This window comes from Streptomyces sp. NPDC047886 (genome assembly GCF_043204435.1).
Taxonomy (GTDB): domain Bacteria; phylum Actinomycetota; class Actinomycetes; order Streptomycetales; family Streptomycetaceae; genus Streptomyces.
This window is the reverse complement of sequence record NZ_JBIDCF010000012.1, coordinates 88,755-109,556: the sequence shown is the minus strand read 5'-3', so window position 1 is coordinate 109,556 and position 20,802 is coordinate 88,755. Positions and strand designations below refer to the sequence as shown.

At 74.9% G+C, this 20,802-nt stretch carries 15 protein-coding genes and 1 pseudogene; 9 read left to right on the top strand and 7 right to left on the bottom strand.

All coding sequences use genetic code 11. The features are described 5' to 3' along the window. Window positions 1-38 precede the first annotated feature (38 nt). Entirely contained in the window at window positions 39-869 is an 831-nt protein-coding gene (locus ACGF5U_RS29065) for an alpha/beta fold hydrolase (protein ID WP_392717051.1), read from the top strand. Window positions 870-884: 15 nt separating this feature from the next. On the opposite strand, the pseudogene ACGF5U_RS29060 reads toward ACGF5U_RS29065, so the two are convergent. Beyond that, window positions 885-1,721: pseudogene (locus tag ACGF5U_RS29060) on the bottom strand (DMT family transporter); the annotation flags it as partial. Window positions 1,722-1,840: 119 nt separating this feature from the next. Between ACGF5U_RS29060 and ACGF5U_RS29055 the strand changes: the two are divergent. The 5 genes from ACGF5U_RS29055 (at window position 1,841) to ACGF5U_RS29035 (ending at window position 11,471) form a co-directional block, all read left to right on the top strand. After that, window positions 1,841-3,394, top strand: a complete 1,554-nt coding sequence (locus ACGF5U_RS29055; protein ID WP_392717053.1) for a PLP-dependent aminotransferase family protein — start codon at window positions 1,841-1,843, stop codon at window positions 3,392-3,394. A gap of 252 nt (window positions 3,395-3,646) precedes the next feature. After that, complete coding sequence (locus ACGF5U_RS29050) at window positions 3,647-5,017, top strand: SWIM zinc finger family protein (protein WP_392717055.1); 1,371 nt, start codon at window positions 3,647-3,649, stop codon at window positions 5,015-5,017. Then, on the top strand, window positions 5,014-7,683 hold the full coding sequence (locus ACGF5U_RS29045; protein ID WP_392717057.1) for a DUF6493 family protein: 2,670 nt from the start codon (window positions 5,014-5,016) through the stop codon (window positions 7,681-7,683). The genes ACGF5U_RS29050 and ACGF5U_RS29045 overlap by 4 nt, the downstream gene beginning before the upstream one ends. Before the next feature lie 88 nt (window positions 7,684-7,771). Continuing rightward, a complete protein-coding gene (locus tag ACGF5U_RS29040) occupies window positions 7,772-9,319 on the top strand; it encodes a GNAT family N-acetyltransferase (protein WP_392717059.1) in 1,548 nt (515 codons plus the stop codon). A 460-nt stretch (window positions 9,320-9,779) separates the two neighbouring features. Then, window positions 9,780-11,471, top strand: coding sequence for a DUF885 domain-containing protein (locus ACGF5U_RS29035; protein ID WP_392717061.1), 1,692 nt, complete (start codon window positions 9,780-9,782; stop codon window positions 11,469-11,471). Window positions 11,472-11,620: 149 nt separating this feature from the next. On the opposite strand, the gene ACGF5U_RS29030 is transcribed toward ACGF5U_RS29035, so the two are convergent. Next, the gene (locus ACGF5U_RS29030; RefSeq protein ID WP_392717063.1) at window positions 11,621-12,142 is read right to left on the bottom strand and encodes a rhodanese-like domain-containing protein; all 522 of its coding nucleotides are present in this window, start codon (window positions 12,140-12,142) and stop codon (window positions 11,621-11,623) included. 93 nt (window positions 12,143-12,235) lie between these two features. Between ACGF5U_RS29030 and ACGF5U_RS29025 the strand changes: the two genes are divergently transcribed. Continuing rightward, window positions 12,236-12,682, top strand: coding sequence for an Lrp/AsnC family transcriptional regulator (locus ACGF5U_RS29025; RefSeq protein WP_392717065.1), 447 nt, complete (start codon window positions 12,236-12,238; stop codon window positions 12,680-12,682). Between the two features lie 72 nt (window positions 12,683-12,754). Here ACGF5U_RS29025 and ACGF5U_RS29020 read toward each other — a convergent pair whose 3' ends face one another. From ACGF5U_RS29020 to ACGF5U_RS29010, 3 genes are all read right to left on the bottom strand, one after another. Then, the gene (locus tag ACGF5U_RS29020; protein WP_392717067.1) at window positions 12,755-15,835 is read right to left on the bottom strand and encodes an AAA family ATPase; all 3,081 of its coding nucleotides are present in this window, start codon (window positions 15,833-15,835) and stop codon (window positions 12,755-12,757) included. Further along, window positions 15,832-16,998, bottom strand: coding sequence for an exonuclease SbcCD subunit D (locus ACGF5U_RS29015; protein ID WP_392717069.1), 1,167 nt, complete (start codon window positions 16,996-16,998; stop codon window positions 15,832-15,834). Before ACGF5U_RS29015 ends, ACGF5U_RS29020 begins: the two co-directional genes overlap by 4 nt. Before the next feature lie 72 nt (window positions 16,999-17,070). Next, window positions 17,071-17,691 carry a YigZ family protein gene (locus tag ACGF5U_RS29010; protein ID WP_392717071.1) on the bottom strand — a complete coding sequence of 207 codons (621 nt, stop codon included), beginning with the start codon at window positions 17,689-17,691 and terminating at the stop codon, window positions 17,071-17,073. A 155-nt stretch (window positions 17,692-17,846) separates the two neighbouring features. Here ACGF5U_RS29010 and ACGF5U_RS29005 point away from each other — a divergent pair, with 155 nt between their 5' ends. Next, window positions 17,847-18,266: a CoA-binding protein gene (locus tag ACGF5U_RS29005; protein ID WP_392717073.1), complete on the top strand. Its 420-nt coding sequence runs from the start codon at window positions 17,847-17,849 to the stop codon at window positions 18,264-18,266. A gap of 137 nt (window positions 18,267-18,403) precedes the next feature. On the opposite strand, the gene ACGF5U_RS29000 is transcribed toward ACGF5U_RS29005, so the two are convergent. Further along, window positions 18,404-18,997, bottom strand: coding sequence for a helix-turn-helix domain-containing protein (locus ACGF5U_RS29000; protein WP_392717075.1), 594 nt, complete (start codon window positions 18,995-18,997; stop codon window positions 18,404-18,406). A 92-nt stretch (window positions 18,998-19,089) separates the two neighbouring features. Between ACGF5U_RS29000 and ACGF5U_RS28995 the strand changes: the two genes are divergently transcribed. Next, window positions 19,090-19,956, top strand: coding sequence for an EamA family transporter (locus ACGF5U_RS28995; protein WP_392717077.1), 867 nt, complete (start codon window positions 19,090-19,092; stop codon window positions 19,954-19,956). 49 nt (window positions 19,957-20,005) lie between these two features. Here the strand turns inward: ACGF5U_RS28995 and ACGF5U_RS28990 are convergent, their stop codons facing one another. After that, complete coding sequence (locus ACGF5U_RS28990; RefSeq protein WP_392717079.1) at window positions 20,006-20,743, bottom strand: acyltransferase; 738 nt, start codon at window positions 20,741-20,743, stop codon at window positions 20,006-20,008. Window positions 20,744-20,802: the final 59 nt, after the last annotated feature.

Sequence of the window (20,802 nt, the reverse complement as noted above, 5' to 3'; positions counted from 1 at the left end):
ACACGGCGTCTTATGACAGCGATCCGGGGAGCAGCAGCATGGCCGCACACCTCTCGTTCACCATCGAGTCCCCGAGGGGACCGAGCACCCTGTCCGTGCGGTACGAGCGGGCGGGCGCCGGCGAGCCGCTGCTGCTGCTCCACGGCATAGGGCACCACTGGCAGGCCTGGCACCCGGTGCTGGACGTGCTGGCCGCCGAACGCGACGTCATCGCCGTCGACCTGCCGGGCTTCGGCGCCTCCCCCGCCCTGCCCGACGGCCTCGCCCACGACCTGTCCACGGTCGTGCCCGTGCTCGGCGCCTTCTGCGAAGCCCTGGGCGTCGAGCGGCCCCATGTGGCGGGGAACTCGCTCGGCGGGCTGCTGGCCCTGGAGTTGGGCCGGGAGAAACTGGTCCGGTCGGTGACCGCGCTCTCCCCGGCCGGGTTCTGGACGGAGAGCGAGCGGATGTACGCGTTCGCCACGCTGCGCGCCATGCGCGCGGGCGCGCTCTCCCTGCCGGTCTCCATGATCGAGCGGCTCTCCCGGTCGTCCGCCGGGCGCACGGCCCTGACCAGCACCATCTACGCCCGCCCCGGGCGGCGGTCACCGGAGGCGGTCGTCGCGGAGACCCTCGCGCTGCGCGGGGCGACCGGTTTCCACGAGACGCTCGCCGCCGGGCGCGACGTGCGGTTCGCCGACGACGTACCGGGGCTGCCGGTCACCATCGCGTGGGGCACCCGGGACAGGCTGCTGCTGCGCCGCCAGGGCGTGCGGGCCAAGCTGGCCATCCCCGGCGCCCGGCTCGTCCGCCTGCCCGGATGCGGCCACGTCCCCATGAACGACGACCCGGCGCTGGTCGCGCGGGTGATCCTCGACGGCAGCCGCTGAGCCGACGGCCACCCCCAGGGCGACGAGCGCGCTGCCGACGGCTTGGGAGAGGCCGTACGAACCGGCGGAGACGAGCGGCGCGGTGAGCGCGGCGGCCACCGGGATCAGCCCGGAGAACAGGGTGGCCCGCTCGGCGCCGATCCGCCGCATCCCGGCGTACCAGCAGACGAACCCGACCACCGTGACGACGGCCGCCTGCCACAGCAGCGCCACCGTCTCGGGCGTCGTCGGCACGCGCACGGCGCCCGCCCCGTCCAGGAGGACACCCAGCACGGCCGCCTCCAGAGCGGCGACACCGCAGACGGTCGCCGTGAGCAGCTTCGGCCCGAGCGGCTTCAGGACCGGCACCGCCAGTACGGCGAAGGCGACCTCACCGACGAGGGCGCCCGCCGACCAGGCGAGGCCGGCGCTGTCCGTACGCCCCCACCCCTGCACGGTGAAGGCGCCCGCCGCGACGAGCAGCGCGCCGTACAGCACGGGGCGGGCGGGCCGGCGGCCGTCCGCCAGCGGGACCACCACGGCGACGACGACCGGGGCGCAGCCGACCAGGACGCCCGGCACGGCGGGCTCGGCGGTACGCTCCGCGGCCAGCACCGCGAGGTTGAAGCCGACCATCCCGAGCGCGGCCAGAACGGCCAGGCGGAGCCACTGGCGGCCGGTCAGCGCCCGCAGCCTGGCCGGGCCGCCGCGTCCGACGAGAGGCAGGAGCAGCAGGCAGGCGAGACCGTAGCGGAGGGCCTGGCCGCCGGCGTACGGGTATTCGCCGAGCACACTGTTGGCGGTGAAGGAGGCGCCGACGAGGACGCAGGCGAAGGCCGCGAGAAGGGCGCCTCGCAGGTGGGTCGCGTTCATGGTGTCGACGCTAGGGAGCGCGCGGGCCTCGGTCGGGGTCCACTCGCCGCTCCGCTTCGGGGGCCACTTCGGCCCCTGCGGCCGCGGCGGCCGGCCGGTGCGCTTGTAGGGTCACCGCCATGGAGGGTACGGGAGGCGCGGTGCGCGGCGGGCGGCCGGACGGGCTGCCGGGCAGCGCCGCGTGGGAACTGCTGCTGCCCTCGGTCGCCGTGGCGCCCCGGCGGCGGGGCCGGGCGCTCCAGTCGGCGCTGCGCGAGGCCGTACGGTCGGGGCGGCTCACGGCCGGGACGCGGCTGCCGTCGAGCCGTGAACTGGCCGCCGATCTGGGCGTCTCGCGCGGGCTGGTGACGGAGGCCTACGAGCAGCTCACCGCCGAGGGCTACCTGCGCAGCAGCAGGGGCGCGGGAACGTGGGTGGGAGAGGCGGCGCGCGCGGCCGTGCCGGGCGCGCGGGATCTCGCGCCGCGCCCTGCCGGTGTCCAGGTGGACTTCCGGCCGGGAACCCCGGATCTGTCGCTGTTCCCCAGGACCGCGTGGGCGGCTGCCAACAAGGCCGTGCTGTCCAGGTTGCCGCACCGTGCGCTGGGCTATCCCGATCCGCGCGGCCTCCCGGAGCTGCGTACGGCGCTGGCCGCCCTGCTCACCCGGAGACGCGGTGTGGTGGCCGATCCTGAGCGGGTGGTGGTGTGTTCGGGTGTCGCGCAGGCGATGACCCTGCTGGGTTCCGTCCTGCACGCGCGGGGGCTGCGGGAGATCGGCGTGGAGGACCCCGGCAGCCCGGAGCACGACGGCCTGTTCTCGTCGGCGGGACTGCGGACGGTGGGGCTGCCGCTCGACGGGGAGGGGCTGACGCCAGGGCCGCTCCGCGCGGCCGGGGTACGGGCGGTGGTGACGACGCCCTCGCACCAGTTCCCTTCCGGGATCGCCTACTCGGCCGAGCGCCGGGCCGTACTGCTCGACTGGGCGCGCGCGGTGGACGGTTACGTGATCGAGGACGACTACGACGGGGATTTCCGCTACGACCGCGCCCCCGTCGGCGCCCTTCAGGGCCTCGACCCGGAGCGTGTCCTGTACGCGGGTTCGGTGAGCAAGTCGCTGGCCCCGGGGCTGCGTCTGGGCTGGCTCCTGGTGCCGGGCGAGCTGGCCGATGAGATCGTCGAGCGGAAACGCACGGCCGACCTCGGCCATCCCGCGCTCGACCAGGCGGTGCTGGCGGACTTCGTCACGCGGGGAGGCTACGACCGTCAGCTGCGCCGCTGTCAGCGCGCCTACCGGGAGCGGCGTGACGTGCTGATCGCGGCACTGCGCGAGCACCTGCCCGGCACGGAGGTCACGGGGATCGCGGCCGGCCTGCACGTCATCGCCCGCGTGCCGGGCGTATACGGTCCGGCGCCGGTGTTCCTGAGACGGGCGGCCGCCGCGGGAGTCGGGCTGCGCCCGCTGTCGGACTGCCGAACCGCGCGGCCCCGGGGCGGGGCGTACGGGGAGGGGGACGGGGATGTGGGCGGTGACGCGGCCGGGGGCGGTGACACGGCCAGGATCGGTGACACGGCCGCAGGCGGAGGCGTGCGGCTCGTGGTCGGGTACGCCCATCTGCCCCCGTCCGACATCGAGCGGGGCGTACGCATGCTGGCGCGGGCGGTTTCCCCACGACGACGCCCGCACCCGGGATGACCCCTCCGGCCCCGGAGCGGGTCTTGGTGCGGGCGTCCGAGCGCGCCGGACACGTCGCCGGCGGAGTGGCCCGGCGTGACGGCGAGGCCGATACCGACGGCGAAACCGCCGAGTTGACCCCCCGTCCGCGCGCCGGAGGCGGGGCCGCGGTGTTCGGCGAGGTGAGGTGCGACCGGGACGTACCGGTCGGTGACGGGCGGGCGGCGGGTGGATGCCGGCCGATTGTCAGTGGTGGGTCCTACGGTCGAAGACATGACGCGATCCGTGCAGGCACTCGCCTACTCCCGCCCGTCCGCCCTCGAGTCGTCGCAGGCAGGACGACTGCTCGGGCTGGAGACCTCCGGCGGGCTGACACCCGCCGGGGCCGAGGCCCATCCCCGTTTCTTCTCCGGTTTCCTGACGTCGCCGCAGACGGCGGCGCGGGGGCTGCTCGCGGTCGCCGACGTCGCGGCCGCGCGGTACTACCAGCGGCAGCGGCCGGCGTCGCTGGACCCGGTGGTGACGGGGAACGGGGACCGGCTGCGGTTCGAGTCCTTCTCGGGCTGCGGCGGGGTGTACGCCCGCCTCGACGTGCTGCGCGAGGGCCTGGACGGTTCGGACACCGGCCATGGGACGACCAATGTGGACGTCAACAATCCGCTGCGGGAGGCGCTTTCCCGGCTGACCGGTGACGATCCGCTGCATCTTCGCGTCGGCCCAGATGAGCTGGCGGTCACCACGCTCGACGGTGCCGTCGTCGAGAAGAAGGTGCCACTGCCCGACCGCTGGCTGCGAGGTTTCGCCGAGGCGCAGGTGGTGTCGGCGGGGTTCGATCTGCGGGCCGAGCTGCCCGCCGCCGATGCGGTGCGGTTCCTGCGGTCGCTGCCCCGCTCCGCGGGGACGTCGCGGGGCCCGCTGTGGGTGGTCCCGGCCGGGCGGACGCTGCGTCCGGCGACCCGCCCGACGGCCGGTGCCGTCTGCCTGCCGGGCCCGGAGCGGCTCGTCGCGCTGCAGCGGGTGCTGCGGCACGCCACGGCGCTGCGGGTGTACGGGCCGGTGGCCGCCGGCGCGGCGACGGCGAGCGCCTGGGAGGTGACGCTGCCGGGGATGCGGCTCACGCTCACCCTGTCGCCGGACGCGTCGCGGGGCTTCTCCGGCGAGGGCGGAGTGCTGGAGGCCCTGGCCACGGAGGAGGCCGCGCAGGACGCGGAGCTGGTGTCGGTGCTGCTGGCGTGGGAGCCGCGCATCGACCCGGCGGAGCTGGCCGCGCAGGCGGGCATCTCGGTGGAGCGGGTGCGGGCGGCGCTGACCCGGCTGGGGACGGCCGGCCGGGTGGGGTACGACGTGGCGGACGCCGCGTACTTCCACCGGGAGCTGCCGTACGACGCGGATCGGGCCGAGCGGCACAATCCGCGGCTGGTCGCCGCCCGTGCGCTCGCCTCGTCCGGGGCGGTGGAGCAGACCGGTGACGTGGCGACGGTGGCGTCCGGCGAGCGCCGGTACCAGGTGCGGGAGTCGGGCGGTGTGCTGAGCTGCACGTGCCAGTGGTGGGCGGACTACCGGGGCAGGCGGGGTCCGTGCAAACACGCGCTGGCGGTCCGGATGGTGCGTCGGGGCGCTCTGGTCGCGGGCGGTGTGCGATGAGCGGGCCGAGCGAGCTGCTGGACGCCGTACGGGCGGGGGCCTGCGAGCCCGTTCCCGATCTGGTGCGGTCGCTGGACGCGGCGGGGCGGAAGGCGGCCCTGACGGAGCTGAAGGCGCTGCGCGCGGAGGTGCGCGGCTGGGGCTGGAACGACTGGGACAAGCGCCGCCGCATCCAGCGGGCGCTGATCCTCGCCGGGGCCGGCTGCCACACGGGGGCGGCCGCGTCCGCCGCGTGGATCGGCGCGCGCGACCTGCGGGACTGGGAACGGCTGCCGCACGAGGTGCTGTTCGACCTGCTGTGCGGTGTGCCGGACCGGGCTCCGGAGTGGTTGGGCGACGTGGCCCACCGGCTCGCCGGGCGGGCCTCGACGGCGCGGGACGACTACCCGCTGATCGACGCCCTGGTACGGCGCTCCGGGTGCGAGGTGCCGACGACGGACGCGTTCGTGTACGGCTGGGTGGACGAGTTGGCCGGCCACGGGACGGTGCGCGAGCTGGCGGATCACCCGTACACGCGAGTGCTGGTCCCCCGGCTCTTCGAGACGGCGGAGCTCGCCGGTCCGCTGTCGTGGCACGAGTGGTGGCCCCGGTCGCTCGTCGCGCTGACCGCCGAAGGAGTGGTGGACCGGGCCGAGTTCACCGACCGGTGTGTGTCCCGGCTGCTGCGCGGCGGGAAGACGGGCGATCTGCGGTTCTTCCTGGACGTGCTGAGGCGCCTGGAGCTGACCTTCGACGAGGAGCGGGCCCGTACGGCCGACTGGATGGGGATGGCCGCCGACGCGCCGTCGACCGTGGCGGGCCACGCCCAGGCGGTGCTGTCCCGCCTGGCCGAGGCGGGCGGGCTGTCGGCGCGGGCCCTGGCGGAGGTGTCGGGGGCGGTGCTGTTCCGTACCGAGAAGAAGCTCGTCCGCGCGCAGCTGGTGCTGGTGGGGAAGGCACTGCGGCGCGATCGGGGTGGGGCGCCTGAGCTGCTGCCGGTGCTCGCGGAGGCGTTCGGGCACGAGGACACGTCGGTGCAGGAGCGGGCGCTGAAGCTGGTCGGACGGTATGTGGACGCGGTCGGCGATGAGGTGCGGGGCGAGCTGGCGGAGGCTTCGGCCCGGCTGAGTCCGGTGCATCGGGCGGCGGCGGCCGAGGTGTTCGGGGACGCGCTGCCGGCGGCCGAGGACACCGGTCCGTACGAGGAGGTGCTGCCGCCCGTGCCGGAGCGGCAGCGCGTGGCCCCGGTGGCGGGGAGTCTGCCGCAACTGGTGGAGGAGGTGGTGGCGCTGCTCCACTCGGACGGCGGTGACCCCGGGGAGGCCGAGCGGGCCCTCGACGGGCTGGTGCGGTTCGCGTACCGGGACCGGCGGGCGCTGGCCGACGCGCTCGATCCGCTGGTCCGCGACCTGTGGTGGTACGCGTACGCGGACCGTGCGTTCGACCGGCTGACCGGTGTGGACCTGGTCGTGGCCGCCCTCGTCGGCAAGGTGACGTCCCGGCGGCTGCACGGGGTGCTGGCGCGGCAGTCGGGTGGCGGCTGTGTGCACCAGGTGCTCGACGCGATCTCGGCGGCCAGGGCGCGGGAGGCCGCGTGGCACGTCCTCGGCAGCCCGCTGCCGTTCCTGGTCGCGACGCCCACCTGGCACACGGGCACCATCGAACCTGGTGATCTCGTGGAGCGGCTGAGCGGTTATCGGCGCCTCGGTGCCGCGCCGGGGGCGGTCGACTTCGCGCAGGCTCTGCTGCGGGTGCGCAGGACAGGACCGGGTGTGGCGGAGGCGGCCGAGGCCGCCGCCCTGCTGGGGACCAGGGAGGGTGAGCGGCTCGCGGCCCGGCTGACGGCGGGCGGCCCGTCCCCCGTTGTAGAGCGCCGGACGGTGGAGGTGCCGAGGCCGGTCTGGTCGTATGCGGACCGGCCCGTCGTCCGGCGGATCGGGGTCGGGACGGGAGAGGACGACTGGATCCAGCGGGAGTTGCCGGCTCCGTTCCAGGCCCTGGGGCGCCCGCGTGCGGCGTCCGACGGAATGTGCCACCTCTGGCGCGATGAGCGGACGCAGTGGACACGGTGGACGGCGGTCCTGCCGGAGGACCGGGAGAGGCTGGCGGCGTGGCTGCTGGCCGGCGCGACGGCCGCCGCCGACAACGAGGCGCGTGACGGCGCGTGGTTCCTGATGCCGCTGGCCGAGGGGGGCGGGGACGCGGGTCCTTCGCTGCACCTGGCGCTCGCCTGCGGGCTGGGGGCCCGGTTCCCCGAGGACCGGCTCACCGCCGTGGACGCGCTGCTCGTGCTGGCCGCGCGGGGCCAGTTGGACGCGGCTCGGCTCGGCGCCGACCTGGCGGAGCTGGTCGCTGTCGGTACGGTCAAGCCGAACCGGCTGGCGGACTCGCTGCGCACGGCCGCCGCGACGGGGGCGTACGACACGATCGCGTCGGTTCTCGGCGCGGCGCTGCCCGGATTGCTCGAAGGCGGCGAACCGGCGCGGGGGCTCGGGGAGATACTGGCCGTGGCCGCCGAGTGCGTCGAGCGGTGCGGCCGCTTCGGGGACGGTGCGGACGGCGGGGCGGCACCGTGGCTGGAGGCGGCGGCGAACCGCCGGGGAGGCTCCCAGGTAGTGGTGCAGGCCCGACGGCTGGCGAAAGCGCTGGGGTACGACATCGGACAGCGCACGCCACAAATTGCTTAAATAGCCAATTATCCGACCAGATCCATCCTTAACCAGTCAGTCACACACCGTTCGTGATCGCGCAACACCACTGAGCCACAGTGGCGCCATGACCGATGTGACTTCTGCGAAGACCGGCCGTCGTCGTCGCCACCACCACTGGCGGCGTGACCTGGTCGAACTGGCCGCCCTGTTCACCGCCGTCGCCGTCGCCGACGCGATCGCCAACACCGTCGCGCACGGCCCCGACGGGCCGTACCTCCTGGTGGTGTCGGCGATCGCGCTGATCGCCACGGCGGCGTTCCACACATGGTGGGCACGCCGGCACAGCCATGCCCCGCCGTCGGGCGATCCGGGGGGATCGCCCGGCGCGGGCGCACCCGGCTCCCGGCAGACGGCCGCCACCGGGGCCGGAGCGCGGAGCGAGGCCGGGTCCGGCTCCGGCTCCGGATCCGGCTCCGGCTCCGGCGAGCCCTCGGGCACGGTGCTGTGGCGCGTGCGGACGACGGTTCGTGACGAGCCCGGCAGCCTGGCGGCCCTGTGCAACGCCCTCGCCCACCTCCGGGTCGACATCCTCACCCTCCAGACCCACCCACTGGCCGACGGCACCGTGGACGAGTTCCTGCTGCGCGCGCCCCGGCCGCTCCAGGCGACCGAGCTCACGCGGGAGATCGCCCACGCGGGCGGCACCGGCACCTGGATCGAACGCGCCGACGCCCACGACCTGGTCGACACCCCCACCCGGGTCCTCGGCCTCGCCACCCGCACCGCCCTCGACGCCGCAGAACTCCCGCTGGCACTGCGCCAGTTGCTCGGCCGGTGCACCATCCACTCCCTGCCGGCGGTGTCGCTGACCGGCCGGCCCACCGGTCAGACGGCGCCGGTCGAAGGCGTACTGGAGCAGGGCGAGACCGTCATGCGGCTGCGCGATCCGAACGGCGGCGTGATCAGCGTCGAGCGCCCCTACCTGCCGTTCACGCCCACCGAGTTCGCCCGGGCACGAGCCCTGGTCGAGCTCGACGCGCGCCTCGGACCGCGCATCCCGCGCAGCCAGGATGTGCTGACGCTCCCGGAGGGCAACGAGATCACCGTCCGCCGGGCCGGCCAGGACGATGTGGCGGCCGCGCGCGCGATGCACGACCGCTGCTCGGACCGCACGCTGTCCCTGCGGTACCACGGCCCGGTCGGTGACGCCGACCGCTACCTCAACCACCTGCTCAGCCCCCGGTTCGGCCGCACGCTCGCCGCCGAGACCGTGTCCGGCCGGCTGGTCGCCCTGGGGCATCTGCTCTGGGACGGCGACGAGACCGAGGTGGCCCTGATGGTCGAGGACGACTGGCAGCGCCGTGGCATCGGCTCCGAGCTGCTGAGCCGCCTCGTCGCACTGGCCGTGGAAGCCGGGTGCGAGAGCGTGTACGCCGTGACCCAGTCCTCCAACACCGGGATGGTGGCGGCCATGCGCGCCCTCAACCTGCCCCTCGACTACCAGATCGAGGAGGGCACCCTGGTGATCACCGCCCGGCTCAGGTCCCAGCCGCTCACCGGTGGAGACCGGGCCCCGATCACCGGCGGAGGCCGCGCCCCGCTCACCGGCGGAGACCTGGCCCCGGTCCTGGAGCCGGCCGACCGGTCCCCCCATCCGCGTACGGACGGCTGAGGACGACGAGCAGGTCCGGGGCGCGCACCCGTCGCGCCCCGGGCCTGATTGCGGCGCGCACCCGTCGCGCCCCGGGCCTGATTGCGACATGTTCCGGCCAAACTCGGCGACGCTGGGCAACCGCCGTCGCCGCCCCCTGAAGACCCCGGCACGCGCCCCGGCGGAACGCTCCGCCGGGCGGACGGCCGTCGCGGCCCACCCGGGCGCGGACGTGCCCCCGTCATCGCGATCCGGCCGACCGCACCCGGCATGTGGCTCCGGCACACCCTGCCGACCTGCGACGATCGGGCTCGGGATGCGGCCCCGGGCCGGAACGGGACCGCCCGGCCGCTCGTCCGCCGCACCGCAGGTGCCCGGCGGCCCCCGGCCACGGCGACCGTCCATGCCGGGCCGCTCATTTGTCAGCCGAGTGAGATCGAATGAGATGACGCGGGCCCCGGCCGCGTACGAGGATGTCTCCATGCCAGATACCGCCCGCAACGCTCTCCCCCGCCAGGTCGCCGACGCCTATGTCGACGCCCTCATCGCACTCGACCCGATCACCGGTACCTACCTCGGCGTCCGGGAAAGCGCCGGTCTCCTCCCGGACTTCACCCCCGCCGGTCAGGAAGAGCTCGCCGCGCTGGCCCGCGAGACGCTGGTCCGGCTGGACGACGCCGAGCGCGGCCCCGGTGCCGACAGCGACGCCGAACGGCGCTGCGGACGCCTCCTGCGGGAGCGTCTCACCGCCGAGCTGGCGATCCACGAGGCCGACGAAGCACTGTGCGCGGTCAGCAACATGCGCTCCCCCGCCCACAGCGTGCGCATGGCGTTCACCGTGACGCCCACCGAGACCGACGAGGACTGGGCCGCCGTCGCGGAGCGGCTGCGTGCCGTGCCCGCCGCGCTGGACGGGTACCGGCAGTCGCTGGAACTGGGCCTGGAGCGCAAGCTGCTCGGCGGACCGCGCGCCACGGCGACGTTCATCGACCAGCTCACCGAGTGGGCGGGCGGCGACGGCGCCCGGCGTGGCTGGTTCCAGGAGTTCGCCGCCGACGGTCCCACCGCGCTGCGGGTCGAACTGGACACGGCGGCGCGCGGCGCCGACCGGGCCGTGACCGCGCTGCGCGACTGGATGCGCGACGTGTACGCGCCCGCCGTCGAGGGTGCGCCCGACACGGTGGGCCGGGAGCGGTACGCCCGCTGGTCGCGCTACTTCAACGGCACCGACTTCGATCTGGACGAGGCGTACGCGTACGGCTGGGACGAGTACCACCGGCTGCTCGGCGAGATGAGGACCGAGGCCGCGAAGATCCTGCCGGGCGCGGGCCCGTGGGAGGCGCTGGCCCACCTGGACGAGCACGGCACGCACATCGAGGGCGTCGAGGAGGTGCGGGTGTGGCTGCAGGGACTCATGGACGAGGCCATCGACGCACTGGACGGTACGCACTTCGAACTCGCCGAGCGGGTACGGAAGGTGGAGTCGCACATCGCTCCCCCGGGCGGAGCCGCGGCACCGTACTACACCGGGCCGTCCGAGGACTTCTCCCGCCCCGGCCGCACGTGGCTGCCGGTGGACGGCCAGACCAGGTTCCCGGTGTACGACCTGGTGTCGACCTGGTACCACGAGGGCGTACCGGGTCATCACCTGCAGATCGCGCAGTGGGTCCACGTCGCCGACCAGCTCTCCCGCTACCAGGCGACGATCGGCGGGGTGAGCGCCAACGCGGAGGGCTGGGCCCTGTACGCGGAGCGGCTCATGGACGAGCTGGGCTTCCTGCCGGACGCCGAGCGGCGGCTCGGCTATCTGGACGCGCAGATGATGCGGGCCTGCCGGGTGATCGTGGACATCGGCATGCACCTGCAGCTGGAGATCCCCGCGCATGCGCCGTTCCACCCGGGTGAGCGGTGGACCCCGGCGCTGGCGCAGGAGTTCTTCCAGGCGCACAGCAGCCGGCCGCCGTCGTTCGTGGAGAGCGAGATGACCCGCTACCTGTCGATGCCGGCGCAGGCGATCGGCTACAAGCTGGGCGAGCGTGCCTGGCTGCTCGGCCGGGAGAACGCGCGCAAGGCGCACGGCGACGCGTTCGACGCGAAGAAGTGGCACATGGCGGCGCTGTCTCAGGGACCGCTCGGCCTGGACGACCTGGTGGACGAGCTGTCGCGGCTGTGAGGTGACGGCCTGCGGCGGGCCGGTACGTACGGGGCGGCGGGCCGGTCGGTACCGGGGCGGGGTCCTGAAGGTTCCCGTGGCGGGCGGGCCTGTTCCGGGGCGGTGTCCGGGAACGGGCCCGCCCCGGTCGGTTCCGCCCCCGGTGGCGGTCAGCAGCCGCAGTCGTCCGCGTCGAGCGGCGCCGTCAGCGGGTCGGCCTCGCGCCTGCGGGTGCCCTCCCACGTCTCGTACGGAAAGCCCTCGCGTGCCCAGTACTCGAAGCCGCCGAGCATCTCCTTGACCTGGTAGCCGAGTTCGGCGAGGGCGAGGGCTGCGCGTGTGGCGCCGTTGCAGCCCGGCCCCCAGCAGTACGTGACGACCGGCACCGACCTGTCGAGGAGCCATTCGGCCTGCTCGGGGATGAGGGCGGTCGGCAGGTGCACCGCACCGGGAAGGTGACCCTGGTCCCAGGACTCGGTGGAGCGCGAGTCGAGGACGACGAAGCCCGGGTCGCCGCCCCCGGCCAGCGCGGACGCGACATCGGAGACATCCGCGTGGAAGGCGAGCGAGGCCGAGAAGTAGGCGGCGGCAGCGGCCGGTGACGCCGGCGGCACACGCAGAACGGGGTTGGCGGTCGCGGGGACGCCGGTCGTGGTGATCTCGGCGGCGGTGGAGTGCTGTGTCGTCGTCATACCGTGAATCTAAGGCGCCTTGACCGCTCGTTGAAGTGACGATCCCCGGCGCTCACCTTGATTCGCCGGGGAATCCCCTGCTATTCATCACCCATGACGGGATATTCACCGGACGCCACCGACTGGCGCATTCTCGACGCTCTCCAGCGGCAGGGCCGGGCCAGCTTCGCCGAACTGGCCCGCACCGTCTCCATGTCGGCGAGCGCGGTCACCGAACGGGTGCGCCGCCTTGAGGAGGCCGGGGTGATCAGCGGCTACACGGCCGTGGTCGACCACGACCGGGTCGGACTGCCGATCCTCGCCTTCGTCCGGGTGCGCTACCCGCACGGCAACTACAAGCCGTTCCACGACCTCCTGGACACCACTCCGGAGATCCTGGAGGCGCACCATGTGACCGGTGACGACTGCTTCGTGCTGAAGGTGGCCGCCCGCTCGATGAGCCATCTCGAGGAGGTCTCCGGGAAGGTGGCCACCCTGGGCTCGGTGACGACGAGCGTCGTGTACTCCTCGCCGCTGCCTCGCCGGCCCATCGGCCGCTGACCCCGAGGCGGCGGCCCGGCCGGGACCGGGGCCTGGCCGGACGGGCCTGGCCGGGACCGGGGCCCGGCCGGGTCAGGCGCCCCGCAGTCGCACCGCCGAGCCCCGGCGCGCCTTGACGACCTCCAGCTGCGCGGGAATGCGGCGCCGCAGGTCGGCGACGTGGCTGACGATGCCGACGCAGCGGTCCCGTTCGCGCAGGGAGTCGAGCACGTCCAGCACCTCGTCCAGGGTCTGGTCGTCGAGGCTGCCGAAGCCCTCGTCGATGAAGAGGGTGTCGAGGCGTACACCGCCGGCCTCGTCGGTGACGACGTCGGAGAGGCCGAGGGCCAGGGCGAGCGAGGCGAAGAAGGTCTCACCGCCGGAGAGCGTCGCCGTGTCCCGTTCGCTGCCCGTCCAGGCGTCGATCACATGGAGGCCGAGCCCGGCGCGCTTGCCACCGGTCCTGGCGTCGGAGTGGACGAGGGTGTAGCGGCCGGACGACATGCGCAGCAGGCGGGTGGTGGCCGCGGCGGCGACCTGTTCCAGGCGGGCGGCCAGGACGTACGACTCCAGGCGCATCTTGCGCTCGTTCTCGGCGGAGGTGCCGGCGGTGAGCCCGGCGAGCCGGGCGACCCGGTCGTACTCCTCCCGCAGCGGGCCGAGCCGGCGGACCTCGGCCGCCGCCCGCTGGGAGAGCCGGTCGAGTTCGACGCAGCGCTCCCGGTGGGCGGAGAGGGCAGAGGCCGCTTCGCGTGCGGCGCGCTCGGCGGCGGCGTGGGCGGCCTCGGCCGCCGCCGGGTCGCCGGGCGGTCCTTCGGCGGCGGCGCGGCTGTCGGGTTCGGCCAGGCGGTCGGCGACCGCGGCGGCCTCGGCCTGCCAGGCGTCGAGGCGGTGCTGGAGGTCGCGCCGCCGGTCGTCGCCGATGAGCGCGGCGGCCGCCGCGTCGGGTGTGGCGAACCCGGCACGGAACGCGGCGTCGGCGAGCCGGTCGTCGGCCTCCTTCAGGCGGCGGGCGGAGGTCTCGGCGGCCCGTACGGCTTCGGCGGCGGAGGCGAGCACGGAGATCCGCCGCTCCAGCAGGGCGGCGTGCTCGGCGACGCTGCCGTCGGCGCCGCCTCGCACCCGGTCCAGTTCGGCGTCGAGCGCGGTCTGCTCCCGGTCGAGCGCCTCGCGCCGGGAGGTCCGCGCGGCGGCGCGCTGCTCGGCCTGCCGCTGGGCGGCCAGCCGGTTCTCGTGCTCCCGCGCGGCACGGTCGAGGGCCTCCCGGGCGGCGTGCGTGGCGGCGGCGCGTGCGTGCGCCTCGGCGTGCTCCCGCTCCAACTCGGCCACGCGCGCGGCCAGCTCGGCGACGGCGGGCTCGCGGACGGCGTCCGCCGGGGCGACGGCGCCAGCGGGCGTGACCGCGCCTGCAGGGGCGTCGGGCTCCTGGTCGGCACCCTCCAGGGCTTCGGTGCGGGCCGCGGTCAGAGCCTCCCGTACGACGGCGAGGGCGCGTTCGGCCGTGGAGCGTTCCTCGTCGGCGCGGGTGTGTGCCTCGTACGCGGCGTCCTCGGTGGCGCGGTCGACATGGCCGGCGCCCGCGCGTGCGGGCGCCGGGTGGTCGGCCGAGCCGCACACCGCGCACGGCTCGCCGTCGGCGAGCCCGGCCGCGAGTTCGGCGGCGATGCCGCGCAGCCGCCGCTCCCGCAGGTCGAGCCAGGTCTCGTGGGCGGCGTTGGCCCGTTCGCGGGCGGTGGCGAGCCGGTTCGCGGCGGCCGTGACGTCCTCGGCGAGCGCGTCGCGGCGGCGGGCGGCGGCCAGCCGCCTGCGGGCGGGTTCCAGGCGTCCCGCGAGGTGTTCGGCACGGGTGGCGGCTTCCTGGGCGGCCTCGACCCGGCCTTGGAGGTCGCGGCGGGTGGCGTCCCATCCGGCGAGCCAGTCGGCCGTCTCCTGGAGGGCGCCCTCGTCGGCGCGGGCCTGCCGGTCGAGGTCGTCGCGCTCGCGGGCGATCTCGGTGCCGCGCCGTTCCGCGCGGCGGGCCGCGTCGAGTCCGCCGAGGTCCTGGCGCAGGCGCCGTTCCAGCGCGGCGAGTTGTTCGGCGCCCGCGTCGGCGAGGTCGGCGGGCAGGTCCGAGACAGCCCGGTCACGGGTGGCGGCAGCGGCCCGGTGCTCGCGCTCCGCGTCGTCGCGCAGGCTCAGCGGCCCGGCGACCCGGTCGGCCTTGCGGGCCTGCTCCAGCCGGGCCTGCCAGGTGTCGCGCTCGGCCCGCCGGGTGTCGAGTTCGGCGGCGCGCCGCCTGGCGTCGTCGTACCGCTGCCTGAGCGCCGCGAGCCGGCGTTCGTCGTCCAGGGCGCGGCGCGCTGCGGCGTGCCGGCTCTCGGCCGCGGCCAGCGCGTACGCGGCGGCGTCCCGTGCCTCGCGGGCGCCGCAGCGGGCGACGGCCGCCCAGGTCAGGACCGATTCGGCGAGTCCGGGTTCGCCGGGCTTGCCGTCCGGGGCCGGCCAGTCGGCGGCGGCCGGGCCCGCCGCCTGGGCCATGCGGTGGGCGAGGGCGAGGAGCCTGGTGTCGCCGTCCCGTACCTGTTGTTCGGCGGCGCGCCGCAGTTCGGCGAGGCGTTCCTCGACGGCAGCGAATCGCCGGGTGTCGAAGAGCCTGCCGAGGAGCTTGCCGCGCGCTTCGGCGTCGGCGCGCAGGAACCGGGCGAAGTCGCCCTGGGGCAGCAGCACGACCTGGCAGAACTGTTCCCGGTTCATGCCGATGAGCTGGGCGATCTCCTCGCCGATCTCCTGGTGCGAGCGGCTGAGCGCCCGCCAGGTGCCGGTGGCGGGGTCGTGTTCGCGCAGCCAGGACTGGGCCTTCTCCGTGGTGAAGCCGCCGCCGCGCTTCTTGGGGCGGGGCTGCGCGGGCCTCCGGGTGATCTCCAGGCGGCGCCCGGCGACGGTGAGTTCCAGCTGGACCTCGGTGGGCGTGCCGACGGGCGCGTGGTCGCTGCGCAGGGAGTTGGCGGGACCCTGGCGGGTGCCGGGCACCGCTCCGTACAGGGCGAAGCAGACCGCGTCGAGGACGGAGGTCTTGCCGGCGCCTGTCGGCCCGTGCAGCAGGAAGAGGCCGGCGGTGGAGAGGGCGTCGAAGTCGATCCTCTGGGTGGTGCCGAACGGGCCGAAGGCGGTGACGTGGAGCCGGTGCAGCCTCACCCGGCCACCTCGCGGCGGGCGAGGTCGAGCCGTACGTCCTCGAAGGCGCCGCGCAGCGCGGCGCGCTCCGGTGCGTCGGGGCCCGTCCCGCCCCTTACATGGGCCACGAAGTCCTCCGCGATCTGGTGGTCGTCGCGGCCGCGCAGCCGCTGTGCGTACGACAGGTGCGGGTCGCCGTCCGGCCGGTCGGGGGCGAAGACGAGGCTGAGGGTGTGCGGGAACCGTTCGGTGAGCCGCGCCATGGGTTCGGTGGGGCGCACCGCGTCGGTGAGGGTCACCTCGGTCCAGGAGTCCTCGTGGCGGTCGAGCGCCGGGTCGGAGAGCAGCTGGGCGAGGGTCCCCTGGAGGCGGGCCAGGGGGCGCGGAACGGGGCAGTCGACGCGCTCGGCGGCGATCTCGCCGTCGGCGCCGAGGTCGACGAGCCACATCGTCTTGCGGTGGTGGCACTCGGAGAAGGAGTAGGCGAGGGGTGAGCCGGAGTACCGCACGCGCTCGGTGAGGGTCTGGCTGCCGTGGAGGTGGCCGAGCGCCACGTAGTCGACGCCGTCGAAGACCCCGGCGGGGACGGCGGCGACTCCTCCGACGGTGATGTCGCGCTCGCTGTCGCTGGGTTCGCCGCCCGCGACGAAGGCATGGGCGAGGACGACGGAGCGGGTGCCGGCCGGGCGGCCCGCCAGGTCGGCGCGGACCCGGTCCATGGCGGCGCGGAGCACCGCTTCGTGCCCTGACCTGCGGACGCCGAACCGCTCGCGGACGAGGGCCGGTTCGAGGTACGGCAGGCCGTAGAAGGCCACGTCGCCGTGGCCGTCGGAGAGCAGGACCGGTGTGCCGACACCGGCCGGATCCGTGCGCAGATGGATTCCGGCGCGCTCCATGAGCCGCGCCCCGACGCCGAGTCTGCGGGCGGAGTCGTGGTTCCCGGAGATCATCACGGTCGGTACGCGCGCGTCGGCGAGGCGGTGCAGGGCGCTGTCGAACAGCTCGACGGCGGCGAGCGGCGGTACGGCGCGGTCGTAGACGTCGCCCGCCACGAGAACCGCGTCCACGTCGTGCTCGCGGACCGTCGCCACCAGGTGGTCCAGGAACGCGGCTTGGGCGTCCAGCAGGCCGACGCGGTGGAAGGACCGCCCCAGATGCCAGTCCGACGTGTGCAGGAGTCTCATGATCCCTGAGCGTAGTGGCCGGGTATGACAGCGCGGGGGGTGTCCGGGAATCCCGTCGGCCCCGACGCGGGCTCAGCCATACGCCTCGCCGCCCAGTTCGAGGCGTGCGGTGCCGGCCGTCGCGTCGGCCAGCCAGCCGCGGAAGGCGTCGACGTCGGCGTCCGGCAGGCCGATCTCGATGGTGACGGCGTCGGTGTAGCGCACGTCGCGCACGGTGCGGCCGGTCGCCCGCAGGTCGTTCTCCAGCTTTCCGGCCCGCTGGTGGTCGACGGTGACGGTGGCGAGCCGGAAGCGCTGCCGCGTGACGGTGCCGACGGCGTCCAGCGCCTCGCCGACCGCACCGCCGTACGCCCGGATCAGTCCGCCGGCGCCGAGCTTGACGCCGCCGTAGTAGCGGGTGACGACGGCGGCGACGTAACGCACCTCACGCCGCAGGAGCATCTGGAGCATCGGCACGCCCGCCGTGCCGCCGGGTTCGCCGTCGTCGCTCGCCTTCTGCGTGGCGGCGTCGGCGCCGATCACGTACGCGTAGCAGTTGTGCGTGGCCGTCGGGTGCTCCTTGCGGACGCGCGCGACGAAGTCCTGCGCCTCCCGCTCCGTGGCGGCGGGCGCGAGGGCGCAGAGGAAGCGCGATCGGTTGATCTCGGTCTCGTGCGTGCCCGCGCGGGCGACGGTCCGGTACTGCTCCTGCATCCGCCCACCTTATGCGGCGCGCTGTGCCGCCCGGTCCGCGAGACCCGGACGGGAGCCGGACGGGAACCCGTCGCGGCCTGGGCGGGATCTGGGCGGGAATCACCCAGCGCATCCGCCCGTTGACGGGGAGGAGACCTTTACAGGAGGGCGTGGGCATGCAGAGCGAGACGGACACGATCCGGAAGATCCTCACCGAGTCCGGTGACACCTGGGCCGTCGTGGGCCTGTCGAACAACCGGTCCCGCGCGGCCTACGGCGTGGCCGCCGGGCTCCAGCGCTTCGGCAAGCGGATCGTGCCCGTCCATCCGAAGGCCGAGACGGTCCATGGCGAGCAGGGGTACGCCTCGCTCGCGGACATCCCCTTCCCCGTCGACGTGGTGGACGTCTTCGTCAACAGCCACCTGGCCGGCGGGGTGGCCGACGAGGCGGTGGCGGCGGGCGCGAAGGCGGTCTGGTTCCAGCTCGGCGTCGTGGACCAGGACGCGTACGACCGCACCCGCGCGGCCGGTCTCGACATGGTCATGGACCGCTGCCCCGCCGTCGAGATCCCGCGCCTCGGCCTGGGCCGCGACTGACACGACCGACCCCGGCGACCGGACCGTAGGAGTCCAGCGGCGTACGGGCTGGGCCGGTCGCGTACGGGCGGAGCCGGTGACGTGCGGGCGGGGCCGGTCGCGTACGGGTGGGGCCGGTGGCGTACGGGCGGCCGGGCTCAGTGGCGTACGGGCGGGATTCCGCGTACGGGCGGGATGGAGACCGCCATCGTCATCTCGACCGGCACGTCCCCGTCGTTGCGGTACTCGTGCGGGACGTTGGACTCGAAGACCGCCGACATGCCGGCCGTCACCTGGTGGGCCTCGGCGTCGACCACGAGCGTCAGCTCTCCCGCCGTGACGTGGAGCAGCTCCGTCGTGCCGTCGGGGTGCGCGTCGGAGGCGCTGCCGTCACCCGGCATCAGGGTCCAGGACCACAGTTCGAGCGGGCCGTGCGCCTCGGTGCCGACGAGCAGGGTGGTGCTGCTGCCGCCGGGCGTGGACCACATGCGTACCGCCTGCTCCCGCGGCACCAGCCGGACGTGCGGGCCCTGCTCGTAGTCGAGCAGGGTGGTGATGGAGACGCCGAGCGCGTCGGCGAGCTTCACCGTCGTGCCGACGCTCGGGTTCGTGCGGGCCTGCTCGATCTGGATGATCATGCCGCGGCTCACCCCGGCTCGGGCCGCGAGAGCGTCCAGGGTGAAGCCCCGCTCCCCCCGCCACCGCTTGAGGTTGCGCGCGAGCGACTGCGTGAGCTGGTCGAGGTCCGACACATTCCGTCCAATATCTTTGATGACAGAGTTCAATAGACTGCACTACGGTGTGGTGCACCCGATCGTTCACCGCACTGTACTGCGAGGACTCCATGACGGCACTGTTCGCCCTGGCCACCAGCCTCCTGTGGGGGCTGGCCGACTTCGGCGGCGGACTGCTCACCCGCCGTACGCCCGCCCTGACGGTGGTCGTCGTCTCGCAGACCATCGCCGTCGCGGTGCTGGGCGCCGTCGTCCTGGCGACCGGCGCCTGGAGCGAGGCCGGGCCGCGCCTCTGGTACGCGGTCGCCGCGGGCGCCGTCGGCCCGGCCGCCATGCTCGCCTTCTACAAGGCCCTCGCGCTCGGCCCGATGGGCGTCGTCTCGCCGCTCGGATCCCTCGGCGTGGTCGTTCCGGTGTCGGTCGGGCTGCTGGTCGGCGAGCGCCCCGGGCTGCTCCAGTTCGCCGGAATCGGCGTCGCCGTCGCGGGCGTGGTCCTCGCGGGCGGCCCCGAACTGCGCGGCGCGCCGGTGCGCCGGCAGGCGGTGCTGCTGACGCTGGTCGCCGCCTTCGGGTTCGGTTCGGTGATGGCGCTCATCGCCGAGGCGTCCACCACGCTCACCGGACTGTTCCTCGCGCTCTTCGTGCAGCGCGTCACCAATGTGGCGGTCGGCGGTGCGGCGCTGTACGTGTCGGTGCGGCGCGGCGGGCGGGCTCTGCCCGAGGACGGCGGGATGGGCGTCGTCCGGGCCGCGCTTCCCGCGCTGGCCTTCGTCGGTCTCGCCGACGTCGCGGCCAACGGCACGTACGCGATCGCCGCGCAGACGGGCCCCGTCACGGTCGCGGCCGTTCTCGCCAGCCTCTATCCGGTGGTGACGGCGCTGGCCGCGCGCGGGGTGCTGGGCGAGCGGTTGCGGGCGGTGCAGGCCGCCGGGGCCGGGCTGGCGCTCGCGGGCACCGTCCTGCTGGCCGCCGGCTGAGCGGGCGGAACCCGCGCGGACGGCGGCGCCCGCCGTCCGCTCCGTGCGGTCAGCTCTCGTCGAGGCCCGCGAGCGCGGCCAGCTGCTCGGGGGTGACGCCCTCCGGCACCGGCACGGGCGGCGGTGTGCGCAGCGGGGGCTGCCAGCCGTTCTCCGCGTCCCAGCGGCGTACGACGCGGGCCGGCGCCCCGGCCACCACCGCGTGGTCGGGCACCTCGCCCCGTACGACGGCGCCAGCCGCGACCACGACGTTCCGGCCGAGCCTCGCGCCCGGCAGGATCACCGCTCCTGTGCCGAGCCAGCACCCGGGGCCGATCTCCACCGGCTCGGCGCGGGGCCACTGCCGGCCGACCGGCTCGTGCGGGTCGTCGTAGCTGTGGTTCGTCGAGGTGATGTAGACGTACGGCCCGCAGAACGTGTCCGCGCCGATGGTCACCGCCGCGTCCGCGATGACATGGCTGCCGCGCCCGAGGACGACACCGTTGCCCAGCGTGAGAACCGGGTCGGGGCCCAGATCCAGGTCCGGCAGCATCCCCGCCGTGAGCGTGACCTGCTCTCCGATGACGCAGTGGTCGCCCACCTCGATCCACGCCTCGCCGAAGACCGTCCCCTGCGGGAACGCGAGCCGGGTGCCGGGCCCGAGCCGGCGGAACCGGAGTCGTCCCGGACGCTCGGCCGTGACGGCCCCCGTCTCCTGGACCCACTGCCAGCCGCGATGGACGGCCCGGGCGAGGACGCGGCGCCGCCAGGCGCCGAGCGATGAGAACGTGTTTCTGTTCTTCGGCACTCGCACACGGTAGTCGGCCGCGTCAGGGCCGATCCGCCGGGCCGGCTGTGATGTTCACC

Excerpts from the sequence above, each read along its gene's own strand:
- ACGF5U_RS29045 (WP_392717057.1), top strand. The coding sequence starts at position 5,014 with ATGAGCGGGCCGAGCGAGCTGCTGGACGCCGTACGGGCGGGGGCCTGC.
- ACGF5U_RS29025 (WP_392717065.1), top strand. The coding sequence starts at position 12,236 with ATGACGGGATATTCACCGGACGCCACCGACTGGCGCATTCTCGACGCT.
- ACGF5U_RS29055 (WP_392717053.1), top strand. The coding sequence starts at position 1,841 with ATGGAGGGTACGGGAGGCGCGGTGCGCGGCGGGCGGCCGGACGGGCTG.
- ACGF5U_RS29035 (WP_392717061.1), top strand. The coding sequence starts at position 9,780 with ATGCCAGATACCGCCCGCAACGCTCTCCCCCGCCAGGTCGCCGACGCC.
- ACGF5U_RS28995 (WP_392717077.1), top strand. The coding sequence starts at position 19,090 with ATGACGGCACTGTTCGCCCTGGCCACCAGCCTCCTGTGGGGGCTGGCC.
- ACGF5U_RS29065 (WP_392717051.1), top strand. The coding sequence starts at position 39 with ATGGCCGCACACCTCTCGTTCACCATCGAGTCCCCGAGGGGACCGAGC.
- ACGF5U_RS29030 (WP_392717063.1), bottom strand. The coding sequence starts at position 12,142 with ATGACGACGACACAGCACTCCACCGCCGCCGAGATCACCACGACCGGC.
- ACGF5U_RS29015 (WP_392717069.1), bottom strand. The coding sequence starts at position 16,998 with ATGAGACTCCTGCACACGTCGGACTGGCATCTGGGGCGGTCCTTCCAC.
- ACGF5U_RS29040 (WP_392717059.1), top strand. The coding sequence starts at position 7,772 with ATGACCGATGTGACTTCTGCGAAGACCGGCCGTCGTCGTCGCCACCAC.
- ACGF5U_RS29010 (WP_392717071.1), bottom strand. The coding sequence starts at position 17,691 with ATGCAGGAGCAGTACCGGACCGTCGCCCGCGCGGGCACGCACGAGACC.
- ACGF5U_RS29050 (WP_392717055.1), top strand. The coding sequence starts at position 3,647 with ATGACGCGATCCGTGCAGGCACTCGCCTACTCCCGCCCGTCCGCCCTC.
- ACGF5U_RS29005 (WP_392717073.1), top strand. The coding sequence starts at position 17,847 with ATGCAGAGCGAGACGGACACGATCCGGAAGATCCTCACCGAGTCCGGT.